We start from the raw sequence: 223 nt of genomic DNA, 5'->3' as shown, positions 1-223 counted from the left end.
CCGAACAGGTGAAAACACGTTACTTAAAAAGACCATGAAGAATGGGGCATCTATTGCGTTAGTAGGGGCGAATTCGCCTGGTGGGTTTCGTCGTATTACAGTGCGCATTGTTTTGTTCGACGAGGTCGATGGATATCCAGTTGGTGGTGCAGGTTCCGAAGGGGATCAAATTGCTCTTGGCACCAAACGGTCCGAGACTTTTTGGAACCGTAAAATTGTATCG

Annotated in this window: 1 protein-coding gene; it reads left to right on the top strand. The window is 47.5% G+C overall.

The annotated features are described in order from the left end of the window. A partial coding sequence (locus tag QMN76_RS10930; protein ID WP_282066058.1) for a phage terminase large subunit family protein occupies nucleotides 1–223 on the top strand: 223 nt, incomplete at both ends.

The organism is Commensalibacter papalotli (ex Botero et al. 2024), assembly GCF_947179115.1.
GTDB lineage: Bacteria > Pseudomonadota > Alphaproteobacteria > Acetobacterales > Acetobacteraceae > Commensalibacter > Commensalibacter papalotli.
Note: the sequence above shows the minus strand (reverse complement) of the source record. Positions and strands in the feature narration are given on the sequence as shown.